General features: G+C 56.9%; 21 protein-coding genes and 1 pseudogene. 12 read left to right on the top strand and 10 right to left on the bottom strand.

Translation table 11 applies throughout. The features are described from left to right. Nucleotides 1-557 precede the first annotated feature (557 nt). Both JCM25354_RS23665 and JCM25354_RS23660 read left to right on the top strand, forming a co-directional pair. The gene (locus tag JCM25354_RS23665) at nucleotides 558-893 is read left to right on the top strand and encodes a YhjD/YihY/BrkB family envelope integrity protein (protein ID WP_051537123.1); all 336 of its coding nucleotides are present in this window, start codon (nucleotides 558-560) and stop codon (nucleotides 891-893) included. A gap of 14 nt (nucleotides 894-907) precedes the next feature. After that, nucleotides 908-1513 carry a YihY/virulence factor BrkB family protein gene (locus JCM25354_RS23660; RefSeq protein WP_051537121.1) on the top strand — a complete coding sequence of 202 codons (606 nt, stop codon included), beginning with the start codon at nucleotides 908-910 and terminating at the stop codon, nucleotides 1511-1513. A gap of 110 nt (nucleotides 1514-1623) precedes the next feature. On the opposite strand, the gene JCM25354_RS00545 is transcribed toward JCM25354_RS23660, so the two are convergent. Next, nucleotides 1624-2265, bottom strand: coding sequence for a septal ring lytic transglycosylase RlpA family protein (locus JCM25354_RS00545; protein ID WP_025884559.1), 642 nt, complete (start codon nucleotides 2263-2265; stop codon nucleotides 1624-1626). 327 nt (nucleotides 2266-2592) lie between these two features. Between JCM25354_RS00545 and aroQ the strand changes: the two genes are divergently transcribed. Genes aroQ through JCM25354_RS00525 form a run of 4 tightly spaced genes read left to right on the top strand, consistent with a single transcriptional unit; the run spans nucleotide 2593 to nucleotide 5454 of the window. Beyond that, nucleotides 2593-3048 (top strand): type II 3-dehydroquinate dehydratase, encoded by a 456-nt coding sequence (gene aroQ, locus JCM25354_RS00540; protein WP_035446567.1) that lies wholly within the window; start codon nucleotides 2593-2595, stop codon nucleotides 3046-3048. After that, complete coding sequence (locus tag JCM25354_RS00535) at nucleotides 3045-3491, top strand: acetyl-CoA carboxylase biotin carboxyl carrier protein (protein ID WP_025884557.1); 447 nt, start codon at nucleotides 3045-3047, stop codon at nucleotides 3489-3491. Before aroQ ends, JCM25354_RS00535 begins: the two co-directional genes overlap by 4 nt. A 26-nt stretch (nucleotides 3492-3517) precedes the next feature. After that, on the top strand, nucleotides 3518-4864 hold the full coding sequence (accC, locus tag JCM25354_RS00530; RefSeq protein WP_025884556.1) for an acetyl-CoA carboxylase biotin carboxylase subunit: 1347 nt from the start codon (nucleotides 3518-3520) through the stop codon (nucleotides 4862-4864). A 35-nt stretch (nucleotides 4865-4899) separates the two neighbouring features. Further along, entirely contained in the window at nucleotides 4900-5454 is a 555-nt protein-coding gene (locus tag JCM25354_RS00525) for an NIPSNAP family protein (RefSeq protein ID WP_025884555.1), read from the top strand. Nucleotides 5455-5565: 111 nt separating this feature from the next. Here JCM25354_RS00525 and fucP read toward each other — a convergent pair whose 3' ends face one another. From fucP to ccmA, 5 genes are all read right to left on the bottom strand, one after another. Further along, nucleotides 5566-6873, bottom strand: a complete 1308-nt coding sequence (fucP, locus tag JCM25354_RS00520) for an L-fucose:H+ symporter permease (RefSeq protein WP_025884554.1) — start codon at nucleotides 6871-6873, stop codon at nucleotides 5566-5568. Between the two features lie 104 nt (nucleotides 6874-6977). Next, on the bottom strand, nucleotides 6978-7466 hold the full coding sequence (locus JCM25354_RS15575) for a phosphoheptose isomerase family protein (protein WP_051537120.1): 489 nt from the start codon (nucleotides 7464-7466) through the stop codon (nucleotides 6978-6980). A 241-nt stretch (nucleotides 7467-7707) separates the two neighbouring features. Next, nucleotides 7708-10929, bottom strand: a complete 3222-nt coding sequence (locus JCM25354_RS15570; RefSeq protein WP_051537118.1) for a S41 family peptidase — start codon at nucleotides 10927-10929, stop codon at nucleotides 7708-7710. Between the two features lie 72 nt (nucleotides 10930-11001). Then, nucleotides 11002-11667, bottom strand: a complete 666-nt coding sequence (ccmB, locus tag JCM25354_RS00505) for a heme exporter protein CcmB (protein ID WP_025884553.1) — start codon at nucleotides 11665-11667, stop codon at nucleotides 11002-11004. Next, the gene (gene ccmA, locus JCM25354_RS00500; RefSeq protein WP_051537115.1) at nucleotides 11612-12304 is read right to left on the bottom strand and encodes a heme ABC exporter ATP-binding protein CcmA; all 693 of its coding nucleotides are present in this window, start codon (nucleotides 12302-12304) and stop codon (nucleotides 11612-11614) included. Before ccmA ends, ccmB begins: the two co-directional genes overlap by 56 nt. Nucleotides 12305-12420: 116 nt before the next feature. Here ccmA and acnA point away from each other — a divergent pair, with 116 nt between their 5' ends. The 3 genes from acnA (at nucleotide 12421) to JCM25354_RS00485 (ending at nucleotide 17409) form a co-directional block, all read left to right on the top strand. Further along, complete coding sequence (acnA, locus tag JCM25354_RS00495) at nucleotides 12421-15114, top strand: aconitate hydratase AcnA (protein ID WP_025884551.1); 2694 nt, start codon at nucleotides 12421-12423, stop codon at nucleotides 15112-15114. Nucleotides 15115-15184: 70 nt separating this feature from the next. Then, a complete protein-coding gene (locus JCM25354_RS00490; protein ID WP_084294579.1) occupies nucleotides 15185-15877 on the top strand; it encodes an amino acid ABC transporter ATP-binding protein in 693 nt (230 codons plus the stop codon). Then, a complete protein-coding gene (locus JCM25354_RS00485) occupies nucleotides 15874-17409 on the top strand; it encodes an ABC transporter substrate-binding protein/permease (RefSeq protein WP_035446532.1) in 1536 nt (511 codons plus the stop codon). Before JCM25354_RS00490 ends, JCM25354_RS00485 begins: the two co-directional genes overlap by 4 nt. Nucleotides 17410-17523: 114 nt before the next feature. Here the strand turns inward: JCM25354_RS00485 and JCM25354_RS00480 are convergent, their stop codons facing one another. Genes JCM25354_RS00480 through JCM25354_RS19585 form a run of 4 tightly spaced genes read right to left on the bottom strand, consistent with a single transcriptional unit; the run spans nucleotide 17524 to nucleotide 20398 of the window. Continuing rightward, complete coding sequence (locus JCM25354_RS00480; RefSeq protein ID WP_025884548.1) at nucleotides 17524-17718, bottom strand: hypothetical protein; 195 nt, start codon at nucleotides 17716-17718, stop codon at nucleotides 17524-17526. Beyond that, nucleotides 17712-18500, bottom strand: coding sequence for a P-loop NTPase family protein (locus JCM25354_RS00475; protein ID WP_025884547.1), 789 nt, complete (start codon nucleotides 18498-18500; stop codon nucleotides 17712-17714). Before JCM25354_RS00475 ends, JCM25354_RS00480 begins: the two co-directional genes overlap by 7 nt. A gap of 21 nt (nucleotides 18501-18521) precedes the next feature. Further along, complete coding sequence (locus tag JCM25354_RS00470) at nucleotides 18522-19790, bottom strand: AAA family ATPase (protein ID WP_025884546.1); 1269 nt, start codon at nucleotides 19788-19790, stop codon at nucleotides 18522-18524. After that, entirely contained in the window at nucleotides 19787-20398 is a 612-nt protein-coding gene (locus tag JCM25354_RS19585; RefSeq protein WP_025884545.1) for a hypothetical protein, read from the bottom strand. Before JCM25354_RS19585 ends, JCM25354_RS00470 begins: the two co-directional genes overlap by 4 nt. A gap of 199 nt (nucleotides 20399-20597) precedes the next feature. Here JCM25354_RS19585 and rimP point away from each other — a divergent pair. From rimP to nusA, 3 genes and pseudogenes are all read left to right on the top strand, one after another. Beyond that, nucleotides 20598-21088, top strand: a pseudogene (rimP, locus tag JCM25354_RS15560) (ribosome maturation factor RimP); the annotation flags it as partial. A gap of 10 nt (nucleotides 21089-21098) precedes the next feature. Beyond that, nucleotides 21099-21221 carry a hypothetical protein gene (locus tag JCM25354_RS22860; protein ID WP_279379521.1) on the top strand — a complete coding sequence of 41 codons (123 nt, stop codon included), beginning with the start codon at nucleotides 21099-21101 and terminating at the stop codon, nucleotides 21219-21221. 67 nt (nucleotides 21222-21288) lie between these two features. After that, complete coding sequence (nusA, locus tag JCM25354_RS00455) at nucleotides 21289-22833, top strand: transcription termination factor NusA (RefSeq protein WP_025884544.1); 1545 nt, start codon at nucleotides 21289-21291, stop codon at nucleotides 22831-22833. The last annotated feature ends 1 nt before the right edge of the window (nucleotide 22834 follow it).

Genomic DNA, 22834 nt, shown 5'->3' with positions numbered 1-22834 from the left:
GCTGCCTGCTCTTTAAGAAGCGGGGGACAGCCCGATTGCCAGAACGCTTGACGTCGTTGCGTAACCTACAGAGGGCCAGTGGCACGTGCGTTGCTGCGTGGGGGGCATATGGGACCAAAGCCCTACGCATGCAACAAAAAAATGGGGCTGAATCCGTTTTTTCTGCACTGCCTACGCAGTCACCATTCCTTAACGAAGGATGTGGTGCAACGTTTCCCATGCCAGAGCGTCATGCTGGTATCATGCTTCTCTCGCAACTATACAGGAGCATCGACAAATCATTTGTTCCGGGCGGCATGCCTAATGCGCTTTGGCCTCGGGAATAGAGTCATCAAGAGGAAGGAACACTGCGTGGACGAGACTTCCACCCCACGAAGCCATATGTCACAGGAAGCGGCAGAATCGGGAGGTGCAGTGGATGCGCGGGAAGCCTCTGTTGACGAAACTTCCCGGAATTCGGCCATGACCGACAATCAGGACAGTGATGAGCCAAAGGCACTTGCGCGTGCGGCTCCCGGCACGGGTGCAAAAAGCCCTTTTCATATGCCTTTTGGCGGGTGGAAACTGGTTCTGCGTCAGACGCTCAGCAATATGGCTCCAGCCAGACCAGTCTGTCTGCTGCCGGGTGCGCCTTTTACGCGACATTGTCGCTTTTTCCCGCAATCACCTCGCTTATCTCCGTTTATGGCCTGGTCTTCGATCTGCAGACCGTGGAACCACAGCTTAATGTTCTGCGCAGCCTTCTTCCTCCTGCGGCCTTCCAGCTTATTGCATCACAGATTCATACGCTTATCGGTCAACCCCACTCCTCGTTGACGATGGGCCTTATCTTTTCAATTTCGATCGCACTCTGGTCTACCTCGGCGAGCACCAAATCTGTCCTTTCTGCCTGAATCTCGCTTATGACGTGCTTGAGACACGGGGATTTTTCAGATTCCAGTTTGTTGCGCTTGGGGTAACCCTTGGCGCGGTCGTGGCAGCCTGTCTTACGCTGGCCCTTATGGTGGCTTTTCCGGCTCTGGTCGATTACCTGCCTGATCTGCTCAACCGCTTCGGTTTGCGTAACCTGCCTCCCGAAATACTCTATCTTGCTGATTATCTGATGAGTTACAGCACGCGTTATATCGTGCATTTCGGGGCTCCGGCATTGATGCTGCTTTTCGTCTTTGCTGCAGTCACGCTGCTGTTTCGCTATGGCCCCTGCCGTGACAAACCCGACTGGCGCTGGATCGTGCCCGGGTCGTTCATCTCGACTATCCTATGGGTGCTCACGTCACTCGGTTTCTCCTATTATGTCAGTCACTTCGCAAGCTACGGCTCAACCTACGGGCCTCTTGGTGCTGTGGCCGCAATCATGATGTGGTTCTTCGTAGGGACTTACGTCGTGCTCTTCGGAGCAGAGCTGAATGCCGGATTGGAAGATCGAATGAAAGGATTCAGTCCCAAGGTGCCAGGCCTTACGCGCGTGCAGGAAGCGCCGGAACCGGCACATGCGGTGACTTCGGAAAGCTGACACTGAAAGCTGCTTTGTTTACCCATAAGAAAAGGGCGTGGCCGTTGTGTGCCACGCCCTTTCTTGTAACCAGCTCGATCGTCAGGGCTTAATTATTACAGGAATAATTCCTACCTGCGATGATGCGTGCGACGGGTATTCGCAGTCTTGACTGTATGTGGTTTGATGGTCGGGGTAACAGCGTCAATAGCCTGAGCGTTTGTATCCTCGGCTTCGGCTTCAGCAACTTCCAGCGGTTCATCTTCCTTGATTGTCGTATCTGAAGGAATGGGTGCGAGCTTCACATGGGCAGTGCCGCTGCCAAGCATGCCGATTTCTGCTGCCGCTGCGTGAGACAGATCGATGATGCGGCTGTTGAACGGGCCGCGATCATTGACAGTGACGATAACGGATCGCCCTGTATCCTCATTCTCGACAAGAACCTTGGAGCCAAGGGGTAGGGTGGGGTGAGCAGCTGTCAGTGCCCGACCATCGAGTCTCTCGCCGCTGCTTGTGCGGTGACCGGCAAGGCGTTTGCCATACCAGCTTGCAACACCGTGTTCTGACCACGCCAGTACATTGTGGCTTGCAAGAGCAAGGCTATGCGCCCGTCGTGCCAGAGCCTTCTTGACCGATGAGGCCCAGGGAGCATGTTCTGCAGAAGGAGCCGTAACGGTGGTGACGTCCGCTTTTGTTGCGGCATGGGCTCCGTGTTTCGGTGCAAGCGCTGTGCAGAGCAGGGCCAAACCTCCGATTCGGGCACGAACACGCATTTTTCTGCGTTCCGTGGATCTGAAAGTACGCAATCTGCTTGAGTAAGATATCACGACAGCGTTTAGCCTTTTGCTCAGTAACTCCGAACGATCGAATGTCCCGACAAGCCGGGACGGCGAACGACGTTCCTAACACAGCAGGCCCGGAATGCGAAATTATGAAGCAAATCCGGGCTTTTTCCAGGGAACACCTCTGTTCGAACAAGGTGTCTGTCTGCCTATCTGACAGCAGAAAAGGGGAGAAACGAGGCAGGAATGAGGCGTAATCCTGTCGTTACAAGCACGAAGGCTTTTACGCTCAGGACGAAAGTGCTACGGGCTGCATTCATGATCCGCCCGATGATTGCCGTGCTGAACGGCCCCAACCTCAATATGCTTGGAATGCGACAGCCGGAAATCTATGGTCATGCGACCCTGGACGATCTGGAGCAGGTTTGCATCCAGGCTGCCGAGCAGCTCGATGTTGCCATCGATTTTCGCCAGACGAATATCGAGGGTGAACTCGTTTCCTGGATCCAGGAATGTCGGGGGCGGGCACGAGGTATTGTGATTAACCCGGCGGCTTATGGTCATACCTCCATCGCGCTTCTGGATGCGTTGCTGACAACAGGGCTGCCGACGGTTGAGGTCCATATTTCCAACATCCATCGCCGCGATGCCTTTCGCCACCACACCTATACCTCCCAGGCCGCTATTGGCGTAATCTGCGGGTTTGGTGTGCGTGGCTACGCCATGGCATTGCGTGCACTCTATGACATGATCGAAGACGAGGACGAACGATGAGCCGTATGCTCGTGGACGCGGATGCCATCCGGGCATTGGCTGATATTCTGACCGAAACCGGACTGACCGAAATCGAGGTCGCTGAAAAAGACAATCGCATTCGCGTTGTCCGCAGCGCCGGCGGGCAGGTGACCCACGCCATGGCTCCGGCTCCCGTCGCCGCCCCGGTCGCAACACCGGTGGCTGCGCCCGTTGACGCAGCGAAACATCCGGGGGCGGTCAACAGCCCGATGGTCGGCATTGCCTATCTGACACCCGATCCGTCTGCGCCGCCATTCGTGCAGGAAGGTCAGGCTGTGACAGCCGGGCAGACGATCATGCTGATCGAAGCCATGAAAACCTTCAACCAGATCAAGGCTCCGCGCAGTGGCACGCTGACGCGTTTCCTCGTGGGAAGCGGAGATCCGGTAGAATTTGGCGAAGCTCTCGCCATCATCGAATAAGTACTACTGACTGAGTCTGGGGCCAGATGTTTTCCAAGATCCTGATCGCCAATCGCGGCGAAATCGCGCTTCGCATCCTGCGCGCCTGCCGTGAGATGGGCATTGCCACGGTTGCCGTGCATTCGACGGCAGACGCGGATGCAATGCATGTCCGACTGGCGGATGAGGCGGTCTGCATCGGCCCGCCTTCTTCACGCGAGTCCTACCTGAACGTAGCGGCTATTCTCTCGGCTGCCACGATAACCGGGGCTGAAGCCATTCATCCCGGTTATGGCTTTCTTTCCGAGAATGCCGATTTTGCCGAAACTGTTGAAGAACACGGTTTTGTCTTCATTGGTCCGACCGCTCATCATATTCGTACGATGGGTGACAAGATCATGGCCAAGACCACCATGCGTGAGCTTGGTGTGCCACTGGTGCCGGGATCCGACGGTGCGCTGCGTGACCTTGCGGCCGCGCGCGAAGTAGCTGCACAGGTCGGTTATCCGGTCCTGATCAAGGCGGCTGCCGGCGGCGGCGGTCGCGGCATGAAGGTGGCGCAGAGCGAAGCCGAGATCGAGGAAGCCTGGTCAGTTGCCCGTACGGAAGCGCGTGCCGCTTTCGGCAATGACGAGGTCTATCTCGAGAAATATCTCGACAAGCCGCGTCATATCGAATTGCAGATCCTGGCCGATACCCACGGCAATGTCGTGCATTTTGGCGAGCGTGATTGCTCGCTTCAGCGTCGCCACCAGAAGCTGCTTGAGGAAGCCGGTTCACCGGTTCTGACAGCTGAAGAGCGTGACGCCATCGGTGAGACGGCAACTGCAGCGCTCAAGAGAATGGGCTATCGCAATGCAGGTACGCTTGAGTTCCTGTATCAGGATGGTCAGTTCTGCTTCATTGAAATGAACACGCGTCTTCAGGTTGAGCATCCGGTGACCGAAATGGTCTGTGATGTCGATCTGGTGCGTGAGCAGATCCGCGTCGCGGCAGGTGAAGCTCTGGGCTACGAGCAGTCTGATGTCACATTCAGCGGCCATGCCATCGAATGCCGTATCAATGCCGAAGATCCGGAAACCTTCATGCCCAACCCGGGCACGATCAAGGTCTTCCATGCACCGGGCGGTCTGGGTGTGCGCATCGACAGCGCCATCTATGCAGGTTATCGCGTACCGCCTTTCTATGACAGCATGATTGCAAAGCTGATTGTTCATGCGCCCACGCGTGCCGAAGCCATTGCCCGTATGCAGCGCGCTCTGGATGAATGCGTGGTCGATGGTGTGAAGACGGTTATTCCGCTTCATCGCAAGATTCTGGCCGATCCGCAGTTCCAGAAAGGTGACTATACGATCCACTGGCTGGAAAGATTCGTTGATTCACTGAAAAACTGAGCTGTCCCTGTCCTCTCAAAGCGGAAACACCTCCTATGTCGGAAAGCCTTGAGACCCTAGTTCTGACCTGCCGTACAGGGACTGTGCCGCAGGTTGTTTCTGAACTCAGAGGGCGCCTGAAAGGGCGTAAAGATGTTCTCGGATGCTGGACGACAGATGTCGGCGTGCTCAACGAGATCATGTTACTCACCAAAGGCGGCGATATATCCGCTCTGCTCGAGGCCTCCCCGGATGTGCTTCGTACCGAACGCACACGCTGGACCCTGCATGGGGATATCCTGCCTCAACTCGACAGTCCTTGCGCTGCCTGGGAGTGGCGTATCTATGACATCCTTCCCGGATGTGAGGACGAAGCCGTCTCAATCATGCATTCGGCTCTTGTACACCGCGTATCCATTTCGCCACTCTATGCACTGATGACATCCCGGGATGGTCCGTCCCGTTTGTGTCATATCTGGCCATATGCTGATCTTGGTGTTCGCGCTGAATGCAGAAAGCAGGCTCTTGCCAGCGGCCTATGGCCGCCGTTTGATATCTACCGCACTATCGGTGTCATGCGTAACATGATCCTTTCTCCGGTAGGTATCTGACTCCGCATCCGGAAGATGTTTCAGATACACCCCTGAAACTGCCTCTGGAGGCATTCAGGGGTGTCACCGGTAAGCTGGTGGACACAGTAAGGCTTTTCTTTTCCCGCTTCGTCAGGCGCTGTAGGTTCTGTCCGATCTGAGATCGAAAATCGCATACCCAAGGACAGCGAGGAAACAGATGGTGGGCACGATCAGCGCTGTAGCGCTACCATAGAAATCTGTAAGAAAGCCCTGCATTGCCGGAAATACGGCCCCCCCGATGATCGCCATGACCAATCCCGAGGCACCCAGTTTGGTGTCGTTACCCAGACCGTGCAAGGCAATGCCGTAGATGGTCGGAAACATCAGGCACATCGAGGATGATACACAGACAAGTGCCCATGCCCCTGCAAGACCCGGTGAGAACAGGGCGTAGAGGCTAAGACCGATCGCGGCAACAGCCATGAACGCCATGAGCACCGCGGGGCGGATATAGCCCATGAGCCAGGTCATGACGAAGCGCATGATTGAGTAGCCGATCAGACCGAGCTGAAGAAACCAGGCACCCTGTACCTTGTCGCCGCCCGGCACCAGATTTTCCACATAGATGACAATGAATGTCCATGTGCATACCTGTGCGCCGACATAGGCAAACTGGGCACCGACACCGAAGCAGTAGTGACGATTTGCCAGCAGGCGGCGGAGGGCTGCCATTGTCCCGTCACTCTTGTTTCCGTGTTCGGCTGAGGTCTCGCGAAGCTGGGGAATGCGCAGAAAAAACACACCCAGACCTATGATGAGCAGCAATCCGGCGAACGCGAGATAGGGCCCCATGATTGTCAGGAGTTCGTTCTTCTGGATCGCGTGGAGGGCTTCAATCGGCATTGTCTGGCGTTGTTCAGCAGTGGCCGGATTCATTTTCGGAAGAATCAGCGTTGCCGCGATCAGGACACCAAGATTGGTGCCTATCGGATTGAACGATTGGGCAAGGTTCAGGCGCCTGGTGCTTGTTTCTTCCGTCCCCATGGCCATGACGAACGGGCTTGCGGATGTCTCCAGAATCGAAAGACCCGCAGCCATAACGAACAGGGCAAGCAGGAAAAACGAGAATGTCAGCGAGTTTGCTGCAGGAAGAAAGAGGAAGGCGCCCATTGCCGCCAGAACGATACCAGTCAGAACACCGGCCTTGTAGCCCCAGCGCTGGTTGATCAGGGCTGCCGGAATGGCGAGCAGGAAGTAGGCACCATAGAAAACAAACTGCACAAACGAGGCGGCGAACGTGCTCATGGTGAACACGCCCTTGAAGCCAGCCACCAGAGGAGTGGTCAGATCCTGTGCCAGTCCCCATGCGGCGAAGCAGCAGGCAAGCAGTGCAAAGGAAAGCCCGGCACCTCTGTACCACAGGGCGTTTCCGGCTGTGCCGGAATGATGTTCTGACATGATAACTCTCTGCTCTTGCTGCTTGCGGGTCAGCTATTCGAGATTGGTATGGCGACCGCGCATGATGTCGGGATTTTCCTGCCGACCGGCTCGTACCTTGTTGGTTACCAGATCGACCATGACCAGAAGTGCGATCTCGAAAGCGCTGCCCATGGGTAACGCTGAATGGGAGCCTGATCCGACGCCATTGTCTGGGCAAGAATTCCTATGATGCGGTCAAACCCCGTATGCTCTACCCTGTCCGGCTCTGCGGTGATGCACAGAACCGTTGCGCCAGCACCTTTGGCGATGGAGGCGTAGGTCTCGACACTGCGCAGCCTGCCGGGTCCTATGGCGACCATCAGCAGATCGCCCTTTCCGATGGCCGGGCAGGTCATGTCCCCAACGTAATGAGCTGCGATACCGGCGTGAAACAGTCGCATTGTGAAGCCTCGCATCATGAGGCCTTCACGTCCGGCACCGTAGCAGACAATCTTCCCTGCCTTGAGGATCAACCCGGCAAGATCCATGATCTCGGTGTCATCTATGCTGTCGACTGCGAATGTCAGTTCCTGGATTGCGGCTGCTTTCTCGCTTTTTCTGTCAGTTATCATTGATGGCACCTCCGGGATTGCTGGCCAGAGTGCCATAAAGGGCCGGATTTGACAGTCTTCCGCGGTCAATTCTGCTCGATCTGCTCCTCTGTATGATCTTGCGGTCGGGTCAGGCCCCGCAGCCTGTAGCTACAGGCTGCGGCGTACGGTCGCATTCGGGGGCAGCTCTGTTTTTCAGTGGGGGTTTGGTGCGTTCGTCTGATCGAATTTCTGCGGCACGAGCGGGAGAATCGGATCGGCCTCAAGACGCTTGTGAAGGACATCCAGGCCCTATCGAGTTGCTGATCCTGACCGTTGAACGTGGCCACTGGCATGTTCTCGACTGTGAGATCGGGCTCGACGCGTGATTTTCCACCAGCCAGTGACCTTTCATGTCGAAATAGGGACGCTCGGCGGTACGGGGAAGACCGTTATCGGCAAGCCGGTCATTATCTGACAACCAGACACCGGCTCCTGCTGTCCGGCTGCCTATGAGCGGGCCAATACCAAGAGATTTTACGCCCTGAGCAAAAGTCTCGCCGTCAGAATAGGTGAATTCATCACAGAGCACGACAATATGCCCCCGGAAGGTCTGCTGCATGTTGCCTTGCGGTATTCTGCCGTGATCGGACCAGAACATCCATACCTTGCGAAGAAGTTCTGACAGCACCCAGGAGTCAATATTACCCCCCAAGTTACGCCTTACATCAATCACGAGACCGTCTTTCTCGGTCTGGGTGAAGAAATCGCGTGTGAAACGTGCCATGTCCTCCTTGCCCATGGCGCGGAGATGGACATAGCCGATACGGCCATGACTGGCGGTGGCGACGTAATGCGCGCGCTCTGTCTCCCAAGCCCGTAAACGAAGCGCCGCATCCTGTTTGGCGCCTATGGCTGTCACGACAACAGAGAAAATCCGGTCCTTGCGTTTGAGCGTCAGAAGTACCTGTCTATTGGCCTGGCCGGCCAGCAGGGCGGAGAGATCGGGCTGATCAGCGAGATTCTGACCGTTAAGACCGATAATCAGATCACCCGGCTGGACATCCAGACCAGGAGCGGTGAGGGGAGAACGATCCCCAGGCAGATTCGGATCACCCTCGTAGAAGCGATCAATCAGGAAACCGCCAGGCTGTCGTGTCAGATGGGCGCCCAGACTGGCGATCAGTGTCGTATTGTCGCGCTTTGTGATCTCGGCAGGGCGAAGCTGGGAATGCAGGGCATTGAGTTCGCCGATCATCTGCCCCAGCAGATCATCAAGATCGGAGCGATCGCCCAGACGCGACAGAAGCGGACGATAGCGATCGCGTACGGCATTCCAGTCCACACCATGCAAAGCGGGGTCGTAGAAATGATCACGGTGTAACCGCCAAGCATCATTGAACATGGCCTGCCATTCAGCACCCGGATCGATACGCAGGCGCAGAGCGTCAAGCGATACGGTCGTGTCGGTGGTGTTGACGCCGTTCATTGTGGCGAGTGCAGGCACAAGCTGGATTTTGGGGCGCTTCCTGTCCTTGCCCGAAACGAGCATGAGGGTCTTGCCATCAGGTGTCAGGGCGATATCGCGCAACCCGCTTGCAAAATCTGTCGGTCTGGCTTCACCGGGGCCGATTTTCAGGGTTTTCAGGACAAGATCATCATTCCTGTCCGCAGGATGGTCTGCTTTGCGCGTCAGAAGATACAGATATTCGGCACTCACCTCGATCTTGCAGAAATCACCGGCAGAAACCGGCAGCTGGTAAAGCCGGCTGGCAAGACCTGTTGCCTCAATGGCAACGGGTCTGGTTACGGGAGGCAGAACGGTTGTGTCAGGGGATCTGGCAGGCAGGGGCTGGTCAAGTTCCGTATGCGGAGCGAAAGGGAAATGCCCGTTCTTTTGCAGGGCAAGTGCAAAAACGCCTGTGCGCTGGGTGTAGACCGGGGCAGGGTTACGATCGCCCCAGGGGCCGTCATTGCCAAGTCTGAAAAGTCGATCCGACAGGAACCAGAGAAACTGGCCATCGGGGCTGAAACGGGGAGCATAGGATTCGTAGTCAGGCGTGGTGACCCAGAGTGTTGTACCGTTATCAAGCGTATAGAGCGCGATCTGCCGGCGTATCGTCTCACCACGGGGCCTGACAAAAGCCAGCGCACGTCCATCCTGAGACCAGGTGAGCGAATCATATTCGCTGCGCCCGTCCAGGCGGGCGTCGTCGATCATCTTGTCACTGCGGGCGGCAACATCGTACAGAAAAAGCCTCCCTAGAATATCAGTATGGGCGACATGTTTACCATCAGGTGAGACCCAGAGCCCCATTGGCTCGCTTCTGGAGCCATGGGTCAGCTGTGTACCTTCGGCGCTGCCTGATGTCGGAAATGCCCAGAGTTCCGACTCACCGCCTCTGTCACTGAAGGCGTAGAGAGTCCTGCCGTCCGGGGAGAGTGTGGCGTGGCGCAGTCTGGTGGTTGCGGCACTGGCCAGGGTTACGCTTCTCAGCATGCCGGGCGAGGCCAGAACGACGTGTCCTCGCAGAGTGAGTGCAACCTGCCTGCCATTGGGGGCGAGAGTGATCTCAGTCAGGAAGGGAAAAGGATCGTCAAGCCAGAGTGGCCGTCTGGCTGCGCGGTCGCTTGCGATATCAACCGGCAAAACTGCGTCGCGGCCGGTTTTCAGATCGAAGTGATAGAGATCGGCACCGAGCTGGTAGACAATATCATTGCCACTCAGACTGGCTTGCCTGACGCCGAAATCATCGTGATGGGTAAGCTGCTGACCGTCGCTGCCATCCAGTGCGAAGCTCCAGAGATTATCGCGGCCATCCTTGTCACTTACGACGATCAGTCGATCGTTCCAGAGCATCGGACGGCGCAGATTGGCGTCCTGTTGGCCGATCCGTTCGGCCTCACCGCCACCTTTGAGCCGGTAGCGCCAGAGCTGTGCCATGGCGCCTCCGCGATAGAGCCGCAGGTGATCGTGACTGACAGCGGTTCCGAAACGGATGAAGTAGATCCATTGCCCGTCAGCGCTCAATGCGGCGTCATTCGCGTCGGCAAGAGGATAGACATGTCGCGTGCCACTTGTTGGATGGATCGATGCGACGATACGGCTCAATCCCGGGCCGGTAGCTGGCGCCGTGCTATAGAGAATACCAGCTTTCTTGTCCCAGCCGATCGGCATCACACTCTGCTGCTCGAAGGTGACTCGTCGTGGCGTACCGCCATCGATCGGCATGACGTAGATTTCTGTCGGCCCGTCATAATCAGCAAGAAAGGCGACCTGTCGACCATCAGGTGAAAGAACGGGATGGGGATCGATGCCGACAGGTGCAGTCAGTCGGCTTGCGTTTCCACCTGTCAGAGGGACCTGCCAGAGTGACTGCTCGTCATCGAAGACGAGTGTTGTTCCGGCGAGAGCCGGGTCGCGCAGATAGCCCGGGGTCGCATGGACCGAGAAAGGTGCAAGGCTCATCAGGGCAACGCTGGCGAGGAGCGGAGAGAAACGCATGAACACCTTCCGGGGTAAATGAAATCCCTGCTAGAGACCGTGAACGGAGGTGAAATTCAAGTGCCCTGTATCTCAGGAACACGCTGCTTTGAGGCCACTCCCGGCGGCAAGAGGGCAAAATACCAGCGCCAGAGCCAGAAAGGCGCCGAGAAAATCAATCTCCGGACCAAAGCCGCGACCGGACAGGCCGGTATCAGCGGCCGCTGCACCGAAGATCAGAACCGGTGTTGCAAGGGGCAGAACGAGCAGAGGGAGTAATACGCCTCCCCGACGCGCGCCAAGCACGAGAGCCGCTGCCATGCCGCCCAGGAGTGAAAGGAGGGGCGTCCCGAGTGCCAGTCCGAGAATGAGCGACGGGAGATCATGAGGAGAGCCGCCCAGCATGAGGCTTAGGGGTGCCGCGGCGAGAAGGAGCGGCAATCCCGTTGTCAGCCAGTGTGACAGGATCTTGGCCAGGGCGACGAAACCCGGAGAAAGGCCCGCAAGAAGAAGATGGTCGAGCGCACCATCCTCCAGTTCGGCACTGAACAGCCGGTCCAGCGGGAGCAGGCTTGCAAGCAGGGCGCAGACCCAGATGATGCCGGGGGCCATGCGATGCAGCAGGGATGGCGAGGGCCCGAGAGCCAGGGGGAAAAGACTGCCGCAGAGAATAAAGAACAGCAGTGCAGCCAGGGTATCGGCGCTATGACGCAGGGCAAGACGAAGTTCGCGGCGTATCAGGGCCAGGAATGCCTTCAGGTTCACGAGAGTGCCTCCTGCTGTCCGAGAACAAAGGGACGGGCTCCCGGCAAGGAAGGGGAATATGCGTGGTGGCGATGATCATGCCGCCATTTGCCCGATGCGCCGCCATCACCCTGCCAAGTGTCTCAATGGCTCTGGTATCGAGACCGAGACTGGGTTCGTCGAGTAGCCAGAGCGGAGCCTGACGCAGAAGGATGCGGGCAAAGGCACCGCGCCTTTTCTGACCTGCTGACAGCAGACGGGTCGGCAGGTCAGCCAGCTCCACCAGATCAAGGGTCTCAAGAGCCTTGTCGCACTTCGAGCCGGCGATTCTGGCCTCAAGAGCAAGATTTTCATGCAGGGTCAGACCGGGTTTGAGGGCATCAAGGTGTCCAAGATAGGCAATATCCTGTGCCTGCTCCGGAATACCTCCCCGGAGGCCGCCCAGGGTAAAGGAACCGGCCTGTATGGGGCATAATCCGGCAAGAACGCGCAGCAGGGTTGATTTGCCTGCGCCATTGGGCCCGGTCAGCAAAAGAGCTTCGCCGTGATCAAGAAAAAAGCTCACATTTTTCAGGACAAGACGGCCGCCTCGGATCACGGTTATGTCATTGACATGCAGAAACGGGGCAGAAGGCGAGGAAAAACCTGACATTGTGCGAAGATAACATCTTCCTGAGAGAGTTTCATTCGACTCTGTGCGAATAAGGGGTGAGACTGTATAGAAGGCCCAGCCCTGAGGGGCCAGGTGACAAGGCAGGAGGATAAGCCATGAGAACCGTTGGACGGGATTCCTTGGGCGTAATGCGGGATCTGGAGGTTGATGGCCGAAAGTACCACATATTCTCTCTGCCGGATGCGGCGACTAGGCTGGGCGATCTTTCCCGGCTGCCGGTCAGCCTCAAGGTCCTGCTCGAAAACGTTCTGCGTTTCGAGGATGGACTGAGCTACCGCACGGAAGATGCCCAGGCGATTGTTGATTGGACCGCGAAAGGTCATTCCGATCAGGAAGTACCCTTCAAGCCGGCCCGTATCCTCATGCAGGATTTCACCGGCGTGCCCGCCGTGGTTGATCTGGCTGCGATGCGCGATGGCATCATCGCACTTGACGGGGATCCGGAGAAGGTAAACCCGCTGGTGCCGGTTGATCTGGTGATCGATCACTCGGTCATGGTCGATGTCGCGGGTAGCGCAGACGCGCTCGATCGCAATGTCGAGATCGAGTTCGAGCGCAATGGTGAGCGGTATGCATTCCTACGCTGGGGACAGGGGGCTTTCGAAAATTTCCGGGTGGTGCCGCCGGGGGCGGGGATCTGCCACCAGGTCAATCTTGAATATCTGGCTCAGGCGGTCTGGACTGCCAAGGTCGATGGCAAGGAATATGCCTATCCGGACACGCTGTACGGAACGGACAGCCATACAACGATGGTAAACGGTATGGGCGTTCTGGGCTGGGGGGTAGGTGGTATTGAAGCTGAGGCCGCCATGCTCGGTCAGCCTATTGCCATGCTCATCCCTGATGTGATTGGCGTGCGTCTCGATGGCGTGCTGCCCGAAGGGGCGACCGCGACCGACTTGGTTCTGACCATCACGGAAATGCTGCGCGCCGAAGGTGTGGTCGGCAAATTTGTCGAATTTTTTGGTCCGGCGCTCGATCATCTGCCGGTAGCCGATCGCGCGACTATTGCCAATATGGCGCCGGAATATGGTGCGACCTGTGGTTTCTTCCCGGTCGATACCCTGACCCTGGACTACCTGCATCAGACTGGTCGTGACGAGCATCGTATTCGTTTGACCGAGGCTTATCTGCGGGCTCAGGGCATGTTCCGCGATGAGAATACACCTGAACCAGTATTCTCGAAGGTGCTTTCCCTCGACCTTTCGACCATTATTCCCTCACTCGCGGGGCCGAAACGCCCTCAGGACCGCGTGGCACTGACCAATGCGACCGCGGCCTTTGAAGAGGCATTGACCACGACCCTTGGCGTGAAGCCCGATGACGTGCGCAAACGCGCCATCGTTGCCGGATCGGATTATGATATCGGTCATGGTGATGTGGTGATTGCTGCCATCACCTCCTGCACCAATACGTCGAATCCGGCAGTTCTGGTCGCGGCAGGATTGCTGGCGCGCAAGGCACGGGCACTGGGTCTCAAACCCAAGCCCTGGGTCAAGACCTCGCTGGCTCCCGGTTCTCAGGTCGTGACCGATTATCTGGACAAGGCCGGTCTCAGCGCTGATCTGGATGCGCTCGGTTTCGAGACCGTCGGTTATGGCTGCACGACCTGCATCGGTAATTCCGGGCCGATAGCCCAGCCGATCGTGGATGCGATCGAGGGAAATGGTCTGGTGGCCACTTCTGTGCTGTCGGGGAACCGCAATTTCGAAGGGCGCATTTCGCCCAACGTACGGGCCAACTACCTTGCAAGTCCGCCGCTTGTGGTTGCCTATGCCCTGCTTGGTACGCTGCGCAAGGACATCACGAAAGAGCCTCTGGGCGTATCCAGGGATGGCAAGGAAATCTTCCTGCGTGATGTCTGGCCGACCAATGAGGAAATCGCGACCCTCATGAAGTCGTCTGTAACCCGCGAAAGCTTCGTCGAGCGTTATGGCAGCATTACCAAGGGAACCAGCCAGTGGCAGGCCCTTGCTGTTGCCAGTGACGCCCGTACGTTTGCCTGGTCGGACAGCTCGACATACATCCAGAAGCCTCCTTATTTCGAAGGACTGACCAAGGAACCCGGCGAGACGCATGACATCGAGAATGCGCGTATCCTTGCGCTTCTGGGTGACAACATCACTACCGATCACATTTCTCCTGCAGGGGCCATCAAGCCTTCTTCACCGGCAGGGAGATTCCTGAGTGAGCATCAGGTCTCGGTATCTGACTACAATTCCTATGGCTCACGTCGTGGCAATGACCGTGTGATGGTACGTGGCACCTTTGCCAATATCCGCATTCGTAACGAGATGCTTCCGGGCGTCGAAGGCGGTATGTCCAAATATCTGCCAGATGGTACGGTCGCGTCGATCTATGACGTGGCGTATCGTTACCAGCAGGATGGTACGCCCCTGGTAGTCTTTGGCGGTCGCGAATATGGCATGGGTTCGTCGCGAGACTGGGCGGCCAAGGGAACGAAACTTCTGGGGATCAAGGCAGTCATTGCCGAGAGTTTCGAGCGTATCCATCGTTCCAATCTGGTTGGTATGGGCGTACTGCCCCTGACCTTCCGGGAGGGTACGTCACGCAAGACACTCAAACTCGACGGCTCCGAGACCATCTCGCTGAACGGACTTGAGGCGATCACACCGCGCATGACTGTTGTCATGACGATCACCCGTACCAATGGTGAAACGGAACAGGTGGATCTGCTTTGCCGTATCGATACGCTTGATGAAGTCGCCTATTACAGGCATGGAGGTATTCTTCCTTATGTCCTGCGTGGGATGACAGAAACTGACTGACAACGCCGAGTCCGTTCTCGACGCTAGAAACATTATCAAAAGCTTCGGGCGACATGTCGTGCTTCACGACATGTCGCTTTGCGTTGAGCGAGGGGAACTGGTCTCGATTATCGGCCCCTCAGGCTGCGGGAAATCCACTTTTCTCCGTTGCCTCAATTTTCTTGAGATTCCCGACTCAGGCGTACTTCGCATTGAGGATGTCGAGATTGACAAACAGCTCTCCCAGAGCTGGAGCCGTGCGCAGGAACGCCGTGCCCATGCACTCCGGGCGCATGTTGGCATGGTCTTTCAGTCCTTCAATCTTTTTGCCCATCGTACGGTGCTGGACAACGTCATGATGGCGCCGCGTACGGTCAAGGGACAGACCCTTGGTGAGATCGAGCCTCTTGCCCGGGCGCTTCTTGCCAAGGTCGGTCTTGACGGTATGGCGGATCGCTATCCCTCGACCTTGTCTGGCGGCCAGCAGCAACGTGCTGCGATCGCCAGGGCGCTGGCAATGAAGCCTGCCGTGATGCTCTATGACGAGCCTACTTCCGCGCTGGATCCGGAACTGGCGGAAGAAGTGCTTCAGGTCATGCGTCGGCTCGATGAGGAGGGCATGACCCAGATTGTCGTGACGCATGACATGCGCTTTGCTCGGGCAGCCTCCGACCGTGTCCTCTATGTCGAAGGGGGCTATATTGTTGAGAGTGGCGACCCTGACGAGCTTTTTGCTGCTCCGGAAGATCCGCGAACACGACGATTCCTGAGAACGTTATTATGAATTTCCGCTTTCTGGCCCGGCTGACGCTCTGTTTGCTGTCGCTTTGCCTGACGCTGCCTGTCCATGCTGCTGCCTCAGGGGGCGCGTCCCTGCCGGAGCTGAGCTGGGCCTCGGATGGTGAGGCCAACGTGCCTTATGTCTTCCACGATCCGGCAAAACTCAATCATCTGGAAGGGTTCGAGTATGATATGGTGCAGGAGATTGCCCGTCGACTGAACCGGAAAGCAAAATTTATCCAGAATGACTGGGACGGTCTGATCCCGGGCTTGCAGCGCGGTATGTATCAGATGGTGGTCGACGGCATTGAGATGACGCCTGACCATCTGCAGGCAGCTTTGTTCTCTCGCCCCTATTATGTGACAGGTGATCGTATCGTCGTACGGCGCGACCGTATGGATCTCAACAGTTTCGAAGCTCTGCATGGTCATGTTGTCGGCACGATCAAGGAGACTCTTGCCGAGCGTTTGCTTCAGCGTGAATCCAGCATCACGGTACGTTCCTATGAAGAAGAAACCTATGCGTTCTCGGATCTGCGCAACGGAAGACTCGATGCCCTGCTTCTGGATGGTCCTATTGCGCTTTATTATGCCGGCATCACAGATGATCTCGAAATTGTCGGTGCCCCGGTAGGGCAGACCCGTTACGGCATCGCCTTCAAGCAGGGTGATACGGCACTGCATGATGAGGTTGATCGCGCCCTTGGCGCCATGATGCAGGATGGAACATTGCAGATTCTGCTGGCGCGCTGGAATCTGTGGACACCTGAAATGGCCATTATGACGGGTGATCATGTCAAACGCGATGTGAAGCCGGAAGAATGGCTTCGTTATCGTGATGCCATGCGCGCCCAGACAGGGTGGCTGGGTCAGCTCAGGCGTTATATCGGCTTTCTGCCTGATATCGGTGAAGCTGCAATTCTGACCCTGCTGGTATCGGCTCTGTCGATGGTCATGGCCGTATGTCTCGGTCTGATGCTGGCTTTGGGGCGTCATTACGGTCCGGCATGGCTGCGCTGGTTGACGGGACTCTATATCGAGATCGTACGTGGTACGCCGCTTCTGATTCAGATTCTGTTTATTTTCTATGGCTTGCCAGGGATCGGTATAAAACTCTCGCCTTTTTTTGCCGGCGTGCTCGCATTGGGGCTGAATTACGCGGCATATGAGGCCGAGAATTATCGTGCCGGATTGTCTTCAGTACCTCGCGGTCAGATGGAAGCCGCCATTGCGCTGAACATGACGCATTGGCAGGCATTGCGTCTTGTGATCATACCTCAGGCGTTTCGTACCGTCTTGCCCGTTATGACCAACGATTTTATCGCATTGTTGAAAGACTCATCGCTTGTCAGCGTAATCACGCTGACCGAGCTGACAAAAACCTATATCCGTCTCTCTTCGACCTATTATGATTATATAGGCACCGGTCTGCTGATCGGTGGCGCCTATCTCCTTCTCGGGCTGCCTTTTGTACGGTTTGCGCGCCATGTGGAACGTAAGCTCGGGCGTAGTCTGATGCGTTCGGGACATCACTGAGGCGAATTGTTACAAACACAGCAGCCTGTACGGATGTCAGGCTGCCTTGCTTCGCAGACACAGCTCTCGCTGGATCACGGAGTCGCCGTCCCCGGTCGCCATGGTATCAGATCGCTATTCTTCCGGTGCAGCCGGATCTCTGGCAGGTTTTCTGTCTGCCAGAGCACTACTGTAATCGTTCAACATGCCGTGACGGAGTGTTGGAACCCAATCGGTAAACCAGATATCCACCCGGCGTAAAAACTCCAGAGCTGCTGGGGCTCTGGCTATCATGTTCTTGTCCCAATAGGGGAGAGGGGCCTTCAGCACCACTGTCCCTGGCTGTGTGGGAGCAAGCAGATAGGTAATCGATGATGAGCCTTTTGTACTTTCCTGTGCCCCGCTGCTATGTAGCCAGCTGGCAACAATGAACAATGAAGCATTGGAAAGCCGAGCGTTACCAGTCTTTTGAATGCGAGCTGGATGAGCGGGTCTGAGGAGATCGACGCGTTCGGTCCCATATAGGCAGCAGTCAGATAGGTACATTCTGTTTTGCCATCGGGACGGTCGGCAAGCACGGTTGAATGGTAGTTTCTGTCATCATGACAGTGATTATAGGCATCTTCGACAACATCCCGAGGTACGTCCTGGTCTGTTGTGCTGGCAATGATCACCCCCGTGACAATTCCACGATCCGTACGGGCCAGAACGTTTAGTGACATTCTGGCATTGGGGCCGTATTGGCCGCTCAGGACAGGGTGCCATATCCCGGCCGGTAAGGGCAGGCTGTGGCCTCCGAATGGGATCACCCCTGTCATGGCCAACGTGATGTCTGGTGTAATGAAGCGTGCCGGGTCTGTTAGATCGCCCTTCGGGTTGCCGGTGTCGGGTTGGCTCGGGTTCGCGTTGTCATTGCTGGCAGTACTGTCCTGGGCATTGGGTGAGGGCGATGCCCAGGAAGGCAGATAACGTGTGAGTATCTCTGTCCATGCCATGTGACGGGCCACGATAGGCGTAGGAAAGAGCACTCCGAGAATCAGAAACAATACACTGGCATAGAGGAAGAAGCGCCATGCGGGAGCCCGGCGCCACAGACGTGATACAGCAGACATCAGAGGGGATACCCGTGAGAATTAGGGGATAAGACGGGCATTGAGTGCTTGTTTCTCTTCGGCAATTTCAGCGATCACACCGTTATCCGTCATGATCAGGCGGACCAGTTTGGCTCCATTCTGGCGAGCCAGAATCAGGCTCTCACTAACCATATCCTCGATCGACCTGACAAGATCACGTGCGGAGGCCCCGGTTCCAAGTTTCTGCTGGCGCTGCAGAAGCTGGAAGAGGAGATGCGCGTCAATGCCACCGGCTTCAACACTCAGGCCGTAGCCTTTGATCATGGCTTCGATTTCAAGTGCGGCGACACGCGCAAGGTCGAGCCCATGCAGGCGACGGAACACGAAGATGCGGTCAAGGCGGTTCAGGACTTCCGGTGCAAAACCGGCCTTGCGCAGGGCTTCGGTCGACTCGGCTCTCATGCGCTCTGCATCGTCAGGCAGGCGATCGGCAATTTCGGTCAGCTCTTCGGTCGCGATGTTCGAGGTCAGGAAGAAAATGGCGCGCGTGGTCGATATTTGTGCGCCTGTGGAGGCCTCGGTGACATGTCCGTCATTCCATGCAGTCAGGAATTTCTTGAACACATCCGGATGGGCTTTCTCGATTTCGTCCAGCAGAACGACTGCATCAGGTTTTTCCTGTAATCCGCCGGTCAGCTTGCCGAAAGTATCAGACCCGACATAGCCTTTCGGTGAGCCGAAAAGCTGCGTTGCCGCATGTGGGCTGGACATCTGCGTCATATCGAAATGCAGCAGTGGACGTTCCATCTGGCGGGCGATCTGTTTGGCCAGATAGGTTTTTCCCGTTCCCGGCGGGCCGGCCATGAGAAAGATGCCGACAGGCTTGTTCCGCACATGGAGGGCCAGACGACGGCGCAGCTGCTGGGCGATATCCTCACAGACCTGATCCTGCCCGATAACCCGCGCGCGCAGTGCCGCCGCCAGTTCCTCAGCGTCGAGCGTCGTCTCTCTCTGTTCCTGGGCCATAAGGGCCTCAAGCATGTCACGGTTTGTCAGTCTCGCAAGTGAGTCCATGAGGATACCTCTCCTTCTACGAAGGCCTTTTCGGATCAGTTTTTCGGAATGGGTTTCGAATATGATCCCGCAGAGAACTGTCAGGGCCGAGATGCCGGCCAGAGGGAGATACGCCTCACGCGCCCAGGAAAGGAAACGCACGAACATGCCACCTGACAGATGCAGAGCTACTGCCGCTTGAATGCTCGCGAGGATCAGGAAGATGACCATCATAACGGGCATGAAACGGGTCAGGGCGGGAAGCAGGGCTTTCATTGCGCAATGACGTCCAGGGTTACCAGCTCCGAAGGGCTGAGCGTTGGGAGGGTGTACATCCCGTAAACAGTCAAAACTCCTGCTGCAAGCGTATTGCCTGCAATCATATGGACGGGCGATATGGTCACTTCACCCGCATGATAGATCGGCAGGGTAACGGCTTTCAGATTGTCGCTGAGGGTTACGATCTGGGTGAATCCTCCGGCATCGATCCGGACGGTCTCGCCTATCCTGCCGTCGAGTTCTGCAATGGGCATCTGGATCAGAGAGATCTCGCGTCGCTTGTAAGCGGCAAGAATGCGGGCCTGGTCCTTCTGGCTGTAGTTCGATCGTGCCAGAGCGCGTTCCGCACTTCCCGGGGGGATCTGGGGGAGTTGAGCTTCAGGATGTTGTGTGGGCTGATCGGCGGCTTTCAGGTTATCGACTGAGGCGGGTACGCCGGATACGGAATTATGCCCTGTGATGTGATGCAAACCAGCCAGGCCGGAAAGGGCCAGCCCGGCAATCAGGGCAAACCCGGCAAGACGCGGGCCGCGCCGTTCCGGATGGGACGGTCCATCCGGGTGTTGTTCCAACAGCTGCGGGAGTGGATGCTCTTGATCATTCATGTCCGGTGAACGATGGCAGGCGGCCGTACCTGCTCGCAACCATTGCGAAACCCTAATAATGTAAACGAGCGTAACGTGTGTGACTCGTATGTAAAACGGGGCGAGTCTTGCATCTCTTCCAAAACTGGCCTAGACAGACGCAATTCCTTTCATCTTTCGTCTTATCGGGGGGTGGCCTTGACGGGCCGCCTTTTTTGTCTTGGCCAATGAAATTCCCAGCCTGAACGGTCTTGAAGCGCGTATCGCGCAGCAGATCGAGCCGACTCTGACCGATCTCGGCTATGAGATCGTGCGTCTGAGCGTTCTGGGGCGTGAGACCCCGACCATCCAGATCATGGCAGATCGGCAGATGGTTCGCTGATCGGTATCGAGGATTGCGAGCAGATCAGCCACGCTGTCGGCGCCGTGCTCGACGTTGATGATCCGATCCCCGGTGCCTGGACGCTGGAAGTGTCCTCTGCCGGAATCGATCGTCCCTTGACACGCCTCAAGGACTGGGACCGTTTTGCAGGTCATCTGGTCAAGGCTGAGCTTGATCTGCCGCTTAATGGTCGGAAGCGTTTCTCGGGAATTATCACTGGTACGCGCGAGAATGCGGCCGTGATCCGTCTTGATGACGGAGAAGAGGCCGTTTTGCCGATTGAGGCCATACGCAAGGCGCGTCTGGTGTTGACTGATGCTCTGATCGAGCAAGCGCTGCATGATGGGTATTGCATCGGAAGATGAAGCGGCAGAAGAAGAGGACGCTACGCGCCGCAAGACGCCGAAGCTCAATCCTGCCAAACCGGGCAAGGGTTCCAAGCCCGGACGCAAGGCGCACTGAGTTTATCGTCTATTCCGTTTTTGCTGTTCCGCGCGGTTTCGCGCTCCGTATTTGAGGATTTCGTCTGATGGACACCTCCGTTACCCGTCCTGAGCTGTTGCTGGTGGCAGACGCCGTTTCACGTGAAAAGAACATTGATCGTGAAGAAGTGCTGGAGGCGATGGAGCAGGCCATCCAGAAGGCCGGACGCGCCAAATACGGTCATGAGAAGGATATCCGCGCGACCATCGACCGTCGCTCCGGTGAAGTGCGTCTGTCGCGCTGGACCGAGGTGGTTGAAACCGTCGAAAATGAGGACACGCAGATTCCTCATGCCATCGCGCTGAAGTTTCAGCCCGAGATCAAGATTGGCGAGCATCTGGTCGATCCGCTGCCGCCGATCGATTTCGGACGCATCGCGGCCCAGACTGCCAAGCAGGTTATCGTTCAGCGCGTGCGCGAATATGAGCGCAAGAAACAGTATAACGAATTCAAGGACCGCGTAGGCGAGATCGTCAACGGTACCGTCAAGCGCACCGAATACGGCAACCTCATGGTCGAGATCGGCCATACCGAGGCTCTGCTGCGCCGCGACGAACTGATTCCCCGCGAGTCGTTCCGCAACTCGGATCGCGTTCGTGCCTATATCTATGATGTGCGTGACGAGACGCGTGGCCCGCAGATCTTTCTGAGCCGCACGCATCCGGCCTTCCTTGCCAAGCTGTTCGCGCAGGAAGTGCCTGAAATCTATGATGGCATCATCGAGATCAAGGCCGTAGCCCGTGATCCGGGTTCGCGCGCCAAGATGGCCGTCATCTCCAAGGATGCCTCGATCGATCCCGTCGGCGCCTGCGTCGGTATGCGCGGTTCGCGCGTTCAGGCCGTTGTTGCCGAACTCCAGGGTGAAAAGATCGATATCATCCCCTGGAGCCCGCAGGCTGCAACCTTTGTGGTGAACGCACTGGCTCCGGCCGAAGTGACCAAGGTGGTCATGGACGAGGAAGCCGGGCGCGTGGAAGTGGTTGTGCCGAACGAGCAGCTTTCTCTTGCCATTGGTCGTCGCGGCCAGAATGTGCGTCTGGCAAGCCAGCTGACACGTTGGGATATCGATATCCTGACCGAGGCGGAAGAATCAGAGCGTCGTCAGGAAGAATTCCGCAAACGCACCCAGCTTTTTGTTGATGCGCTTGATGTCGACGACGTGATTGCCGGTTTGCTGGTGACAGAAGGCTTTCATACGATCGAGGAGCTGGCCTACGCTGAGCCCGACGAGCTGCACGCAATCGAAGGTTTCGATGAAAGCGTGGCTGAAGAGCTGATGCGCCGTGCCGAAGAGTTCCTTGTACAGAAAGAGCAGGAACTTGATGACAAGCGCCGTGGTCTGGGAGTCGAGGATTCGATTGCCGAGCTTGGTGTCTTTACCAATGCCATGCTGGTTACGCTGGGTGAAAAGGGTGTAAAAACCCTTGATGATCTGGCTGATCTTGCAGGTGATGAGCTTGTCGAAATGCTGGGTAATGACAATATAGATGAAGATGCTGCCAACGAGATCATCATGGCGGCACGTGCCCATTGGTTCGATGGTGAGCAGGACGCCGAGTCCCCCAAGGAAGGGGAGGCTTCCGACGTCTGAG

Source organism: Asaia prunellae JCM 25354 (assembly GCF_000613885.1).
In the GTDB taxonomy this organism is placed as follows: Bacteria; Pseudomonadota; Alphaproteobacteria; order Acetobacterales; family Acetobacteraceae; genus Asaia; species Asaia prunellae.
This window is presented reverse-complemented; position numbering and strand designations above follow the sequence as displayed.